The organism is Herbaspirillum sp. B65, assembly GCF_000333555.1.
Classification (GTDB): Bacteria; Pseudomonadota; Gammaproteobacteria; order Burkholderiales; family Burkholderiaceae_D; genus Herbaspirillum; species Herbaspirillum rubrisubalbicans.
This window is the reverse complement of sequence record NZ_BADI01000544.1, coordinates 1-6469: the sequence shown is the minus strand read 5'-3', so window position 1 is coordinate 6469 and position 6469 is coordinate 1. Positions and strand designations below refer to the sequence as shown.

At 64.5% G+C, this 6469-nt stretch carries 7 protein-coding genes; 2 read left to right on the top strand and 5 right to left on the bottom strand.

Annotated elements, in window-relative coordinates; all coding sequences use genetic code 11:
• On the top strand, window positions 1–594 hold a 594-nt coding region (locus I5W_RS13175; RefSeq protein WP_044529570.1), incomplete at its 5' end, for an IclR family transcriptional regulator domain-containing protein.
• A gap of 18 nt (window positions 595–612) precedes the next feature.
• Here the strand turns inward: I5W_RS13175 and I5W_RS13170 are convergent.
• Window positions 613–1266, bottom strand: coding sequence for an oxygen-insensitive NAD(P)H-dependent nitroreductase NfsB (locus tag I5W_RS13170; protein WP_017452339.1), 654 nt, complete (start codon window positions 1264–1266; stop codon window positions 613–615).
• A 196-nt stretch (window positions 1267–1462) separates the two neighbouring features.
• Between I5W_RS13170 and I5W_RS13165 the strand changes: the two genes are divergently transcribed.
• A complete protein-coding gene (locus I5W_RS13165; protein WP_017452340.1) occupies window positions 1463–2368 on the top strand; it encodes a LysR family transcriptional regulator in 906 nt (301 codons plus the stop codon).
• A gap of 16 nt (window positions 2369–2384) precedes the next feature.
• Here the strand turns inward: I5W_RS13165 and I5W_RS13160 are convergent, their stop codons facing one another.
• The 4 genes from I5W_RS13160 to I5W_RS13145 all read right to left on the bottom strand — a co-directional run.
• Window positions 2385–3353: a DMT family transporter gene (locus tag I5W_RS13160; protein ID WP_044529569.1), complete on the bottom strand. Its 969-nt coding sequence runs from the start codon at window positions 3351–3353 to the stop codon at window positions 2385–2387.
• A gap of 309 nt (window positions 3354–3662) precedes the next feature.
• Window positions 3663–5093, bottom strand: coding sequence for a dihydropyrimidinase (hydA, locus tag I5W_RS13155; protein WP_256380780.1), 1431 nt, complete (start codon window positions 5091–5093; stop codon window positions 3663–3665).
• 108 nt (window positions 5094–5201) lie between these two features.
• Entirely contained in the window at window positions 5202–5930 is a 729-nt protein-coding gene (locus I5W_RS13150; protein WP_044529567.1) for a maleate cis-trans isomerase family protein, read from the bottom strand.
• Between the two features lie 11 nt (window positions 5931–5941).
• Window positions 5942–6469, bottom strand: a 528-nt coding sequence (locus tag I5W_RS13145; protein ID WP_044529566.1) for an ABC transporter ATP-binding protein, incomplete at its 5' end; no start/stop codon positions are given.

The window sequence follows — 6469 nt, the reverse complement described above, 5'->3', positions numbered from 1 at the left end:
TGGGCTATTGCACAGCGAAGGCAGACCTTCGCCCTCACGCCGCGGGTGCTGAAAGTCGGCTGGTCCTATTTCGATTCGGCGCCACTGCCGCGCATCCTGCAGCCGCACCTGCAACAGATCACCGGCCAGACCGGTGAAGCCGTGTATGCCAGCGTGCTCGATGGCTGGGAGTTGGTCTTCATCGCTCGCAACGGCGCCACCCGCGTCATGACCACCGGCTTCGTGCTGGGCGCGAGAGTGCCGGCGCAACTGGCCTCACCGGGCATCGTCATGCTGGGCGCACTACCCGAGCAACAGGTACGGGCCTGGCTGGCCACCTGCGCCATGACGCCCTTCACCCCGCATACCATCACCGATCCGAATCGTCTCTACGAGCTGATCGCGCAGGCGCGCCAGCAGGGGTATGCGCTGGTGGAGCAACAATTGCAGACCGGCGTGCGCGGCATCGCGGTGCCGCTCAAGAACCGTCATGCCAAGGTGATCGGCGCGCTCAGTCTCAGCTTTCCGATGGCGGTCGAATCGCAGGAACAGACGCTGGTCCGCGTCCTGCCGGCCTTGCAGCAGGCCGCCAATGCGCTGATCCATCAGGTGTGACGGACCAGCGGTTGCACCTCAGAGGTCGGTGAAGATGGTCTCGGCCGCCAGGCGCGACTTGGGCAGCTTGGCATTGAAGTCGTCGGCGCCGCTGTAACCCAGGCCCACCAGCACCACGCTGGTGAAGCCCTGCTCGCGCAGCCCCAGCTCCTCATCCAGCACCTTGGCATTGAAGCCTTCCATCGGCACCGCATCCACTTCCAGTTCGGCCGCGCCCAGCAGCAGTGTGCCCAGGGCCAGATAGACCTGCTTTTCCATCCAGTGCTGGGCATCCTTCAATTCATAGCGATGCAGGTTGCTGAAGAGCAGGCGCGAACCATGCTGACCGGCCTTGGCTTGGGCATCGCCGAAGCGGCCATCGGCTTCTTCCTTGGCCAGCACGGCCTCCAGGTGCGGCTCGCTGATGGCGGTGCGGGCGCACAGCACGATCACGTGCGAAGCATTGGTGATCTTGGACAGGTTGTAGGGATGACCAGCCTCGGCCGCCTTGCCGATGCGCGCCTTGGCAGCCTCGCTGGCGGCGATGACGAAGTGCCAGGGCTGCGAGTTCACCGAGGATGGCGCCAGGCGCAGCAGTTCGCGCAGCTCGGCGATGATGGATGCGGGGATCTTGCGGCTGGGGTCGAAGGCCTTGGTGGAGTGACGCTTGCGGGCGGCGGAGAGCAGGCTCATGGTATTTCCTTCCGTTGAATGGGTCTGATGTTGAGTATTAAAGCGCGCTTAATGCTCATGAATCTGAGAGTGCGGCTTGCGTGACATCATCGGCCAGGATGCGGCTTCAAAAAAGTGCAGCGGGGCAGAAACATTTTCAAAAAATAATTGAAAGTAGAATGAGGGCTTCGATCCCACTTCTTCATTGTCTCTGCTCATGATCCGCCTGGAAGACCTTGCCATCTTCGTCTGTGCCGCCGACAACGGCAGCCTCTCCGCCGCTGCCCGCCAACACGACGTCACCCCGGCGGTGGCCAGCGCCGCCATGAAGCGCCTGGAGGGCGAGCTGGGGGCGCGCCTGCTGGCGCGCTCCACCCGCAGCCTGCGCCTCACGCCCGATGGCGAACGCTACCTGCAATACGCTCGCAATGTCCTGGCCGAAGTCAATGCCGGACGCGATGCGGTGGCCCATGGCCGACGCGTGGTGGGCGGCACCCTGTCGCTATCGGCACCCTCGGATCTCGGGCGCAACCTGATGAGCCGATGGCTCGATGAATTCCAGGCCCAGCATCCGGCGGTGAGCCTGCATGTGCGCATCAGCGACCGCGTGACCGACATGTTCCGCCAGCCGGTGGAGGTGGCCATCCGCTACAGCCCGCCCGAGGATTCCAGCCTGGTGGCGCTAGCGCTGGCCCCGGACAACCGGCGCGTGCTGTGCGCTTCGCCCGACTACCTGGCGCGCCATGGCCGCCCGCGCAGTCCGGCCGACCTGCGCCAGCACAATTGCCTGCGCTACCTGCTCTCGGACACGCTGCATTCGCAATGGACCTTCTTCAAAGAGGGTAGGCCGATCCAGATGCAAGTCAGCGGCGACCGCGTCTGTGACGATGGCGAACTGGTACACCGCTGGGCCGTCGATGGCCGCGGCATTGCCTACAAGTCGCGCCTGGACGTGCTGGCCGACCTGCGCAACGGCAGGCTGGAAGCGCTGCTGCCGGACTATGTGGGCGAGGCCTCGCCGCTGAACCTGGTCTGCACCCACCGCATGAGTCTCTCGCCCACGGTGCGCGCCTTGCGCGAACTATTAGGCGAACGCATCGGGCGTTATCTCACCGACCGCTGAAGCGCCCCTGAAGCCATCAGGCCTCGCCAGCCACCCGGCGCGTGGCCAGCGCAGGCAAAGCCGGCAACACCAGCCCCAGGCACAGCAAGCCCATGCCCAGCAACAGGTCGCCTGAGAGCTGCTCGCCGAAGATCAGCGACGACAGCGTCAAGCCCACCACCGGCACGCCCAACATGCACACCGACACCGTCACCGGCGAGAGTCGCTGGGTCATCTGCAAGACGATCAGGAAAGTCAGGGCGGTGGCCAGCGGACCGGTATAGGCGATCACGCCCCAGGAATGCGGATTGGCCAGGAAGGTCGGCGCGCCATCGACCACCAGGGCCAGCAAGGACAGCGGCACGGCCGCCACCAGGGTCTGCCAGGGCAACAGATCGAAGTCCAGCTTCACGCCCGGCGTCAGCTTGATCTGCAAGATGTTCATGGCCCACGACAGCGAGGCCGCGCCCAGCATCAGGTAACCGATCATGCTATGCATGTCCGCGTGCAGCAGCGCCGGCAACACGATGACGGCCATGCCGGCATAGCTGCAGACGGTGGCCAGCGATTGCTGGGTGCTCAACTTGTGCTTCAACACCAGCGCCGCGCCCGGCACCACCCAGATCGACGTGGCATAGGCGATCAGCGAAGCGCGGCCCGGCATGACGAAGTGCAAGGCACCGGTCACCAGGGCCGTAAACAAGCCCATCTGCAACACCCCCACCCCGGCCACCACCGGCCACTCCTGGCGGCTCGGCAGGCGCAGCTTGCCGAGCACGGCGGCGATAGCGAAACTCAGAATGGCCGCCGACAGAAAGCGGCTGGCCGCGAACCACAGCGGCGGGATGAACTGGCTGCCGAACTTCATCACCGGCCAGTTACCGCCCCAGATGCAAATCGCCAGCACCACGGCCAGCAGGAACAGCCGGCTCATCGGCTGGCGCCGGGCAGGCGCGGTGCGGGTCGCAGAGCGGTTGGCAACGGGGGTGGCAATGACGGTGGACATCTCGGGCTCCAGGATGAAAACGGAGCGCCGCAACGCCGTGGCAAGGTCCATCAAAACGGTCCACCCGGCGTATGCTGCAGCGCATCCAAACGGCTCCCATGGTAGAGAAGAGGTCACCAATAGTGCTGCCGTATTGGATGGCAAGAAAGCCTGTTGGCAGCATTTCTTGCGGCCAACTGCATGTTGGAAAGAATATTCACCTGCATAAACCCATTTGGTGCGGCACGCACCACTTCGGGCGTGTTGCCGCACCACACCTGCAGATCACTTCATATCGCCCGCAAACCACGACCTTTCAGCCCCTTGCCCTCAGTCCGGCACGCGCTGCTTCGGTCTGGCCGGATCAGGCAGGCCGCAGGGCAGGAACTGGCCGCGCCCGGGAGTGGCACTCACTTGGCCATCGTTCCAGACGATTTCGCCGCGCGACAGGGTCAGCACCGGCCAGCCCGTCAGCTCCATGCCCTCATACGGGGTGTAGTCGACGTCGTGATGCAGCATCTCGTTACGCACGGTGACCGCGCGATGCGGGTCCCAGATAGCGATGTCGGCATCGCTGCCGATGGCGATGGTGCCCTTGCGCGGATAGAGGCCATACATCTTGGCCGGGTCGGTGGCGGTCAGTGCCACGAAACGGTTGAGATCGATACGGCCCTTGCCCACGCCTTCGGAGAACAGGATGGGTAGGCGCGTCTCCAGCCCCGGCGTGCCATTGGGGATGTAGCGGAACGGCACTTCCCGGCCGCCCGGTTTCTTGCCCTGCGCATCCTCGTAGCGAAACGGCGCATGGTCCGACGAAAACACCGTGAACAAGCCGCTGGCCAGGCCATCCCAGACATATTGCTGGTTGGCCTTGTCGCGCGGTGGCGGGCTACAGACGCACTTGGCGCCGTGGTAGCCATCATCGAGGTGATCGGCCGTCAGCACCAGATATTGCGGACAGGTCTCGGCATGGATGCGCAGGCCATGGCCGTGCGCCCAGCGGATCTGCTCGATGGCTTCGCGGCCGGAGACATGCACGATCAGGATGGGCACGTCCACCAGCTCCGACAGGGCGATGGCGCGATGAGTGGCTTCCCGCTCCACCATCATCGGACGCGAGTGGGCGTGGTATTTGGGGGCGGTCAGGCCGGCTTCTTCCAACTGCTCGGTGAGCCAGCCGATGCAATCGGCATTCTCGGCGTGCACCATGACCAGCGCCCCTTCCCTGCGCGCCAGCGCCAGCAGGTCGAGTATCTGGCGGTCATTGAGCTTGAGATCGTCATAGGTCATGTAGATCTTGAAGGAGGTATAGCCCTCGCGCACCAGTTGCGGCAGCTCGTGCTTCAAGACCTCTTCGCTGGGGTCGCTCACGATCATGTGGAAGGCATAGTCGATCACCGCCTTGCCTTCAGCCCGGCGATGGTAATCCTCCACCGCCGCGCGCAAGGAACCGCCCTTGGCCTGGGCCGCGAAAGGAATCACCGTGGTCGTGCCGCCGCAGGCAGCGGAAATGGTGCCGCTGCGAAAATCGTCGGCCATGCGCAGTCCCTCTTCCATCGGCTGGTCCAGATGGCAATGCGCGTCCACGCCGCCGGGCAGCACCAGCTTGCCACTGGCATCGATCTCCTCGCGCCCCGGAGGCAGGCCCCGTCCCAGCATGGCGACCTTGCCGTCCTTGATGCCGACATCGCATTGCATGATGTCGGCGGCCGTCGCCACGGTGCCATTGCGGATCACCAGGTCAAAGCTGTCCATCTGTATTCCTTTCGAACGAGCGTGTATCACCCCGCGCCGCCGGCACGGGCCGGGGCGTGAGACAGAAGATGAAAATGGAAGATGCCGCCGACGCGGCCAGTGCCAATGCCAGTGCTAGCGCACGTCGCGGAACAGACTGCCCCAGCCGCGGATGCGCGATGGATCGGCACCGGCCTGCTGCAGCGACTTCCAGACCACGGTGGAGATGGTGTCGTAGATCGGGATGCCGACCTCGCGCTCCAGTTCTTCCACCTGCGGCGCACCCCGCAGGTTGGTGCAGAAGATGGTGATGGCCTGCGGCTTGTCCTTGGCCACCTCGCGCACCATGGCGCGCAATTCCTCCGCACCGACCTCCGAGAAGGAAAAATTGTCCTGCTTGCGCAGGTGGCGTTCGGACACGCATTCCAGCCCCGAAGCCGCATAATTCGCGATGATGGCGGCCTGCACCTCGTCCAGATAAGGCGTAACCAGGCCGAAGCGCTTCACACCCGTGATGTCGAAGATCTCGTTCAAGGCCAGCACCGAGGTGCAGGCCGCAATGCCGGTGGCTTCGGTGATGCGGCGGCACAGGCGTTCATCGGCATCGAAACCCAGCCAGCCCGAGGAGGTGCCATTCCAGGCGATGCTGCCGACCTTGGCGTGCGAGAGCAGTTCGGCTGCGCGCAGGATCTCGCTGTCGTCGAATTGCGCCAGCGCCTGATTGGACAGCGCAATCTCGGTCACGCGGAAACGGCCGAAGTGGGCGCTGGCTTCAGGGATATCGGCCAGCATGGCGGTAGTGACCGGCTCCAGCGTGGTGTTGGAGGACGGCGTGAGCATGCCGAGCAGGGTGCGTGGGATCATGGTGTTTCCTTTCAGGCCGCCAGCAGGGCGGCATCCGCATGGGCCAGCGCCGATTCCTCGCGGATCAGGCTCAGCACGTGGCGCTTGTACTGGTTGAATTCGGGTGTGGTGGTATCGCGCGGACGTGGCAGGTCGATGTCGATCAGCTCGCGCATGTGCCCCGGGCGATGCGTCATCACCGCCATCTTGGTCGCCAGGATCAGCGCTTCATCGACGCTGTGGGTGACGAAGACGATGGTGCCCTCGTAGCGCTGCCACAGTGCAACCAGTTCTTCCTGCATTTCCATCTTGGTCTGCGCATCCAGCGCGGCAAAGGGCTCGTCCATCAGGATCACCGAGGGATTCTGCAACAGCGCGCGGGCAATGCCGACCCGCTGTGCCATGCCACCCGAGAGTTCGCTGGGATAGTGGTTCTCGAAGCCCTTGAGCTTGACCGTTTCGATGAAGGGTTGCGCTGCCGCGCGCCGCTGGGCCGCGCTCTTGCCCTGCAGCTTGAGCGAGAAGGCCACGTTGTCCCAGACCGGCAGCCAAGGCATCAG

Coding starts and splice junctions, on each gene's coding strand:
- I5W_RS13170 (WP_017452339.1), bottom strand. CDS start 1,266: ATGAGCCTGCTCTCCGCCGCCCGCAAGCGTCACTCCACCAAGGCCTTC.
- I5W_RS13165 (WP_017452340.1), top strand. CDS start 1,463: ATGATCCGCCTGGAAGACCTTGCCATCTTCGTCTGTGCCGCCGACAAC.
- I5W_RS13160 (WP_044529569.1), bottom strand. CDS start 3,353: ATGTCCACCGTCATTGCCACCCCCGTTGCCAACCGCTCTGCGACCCGC.
- I5W_RS13150 (WP_044529567.1), bottom strand. CDS start 5,930: ATGATCCCACGCACCCTGCTCGGCATGCTCACGCCGTCCTCCAACACC.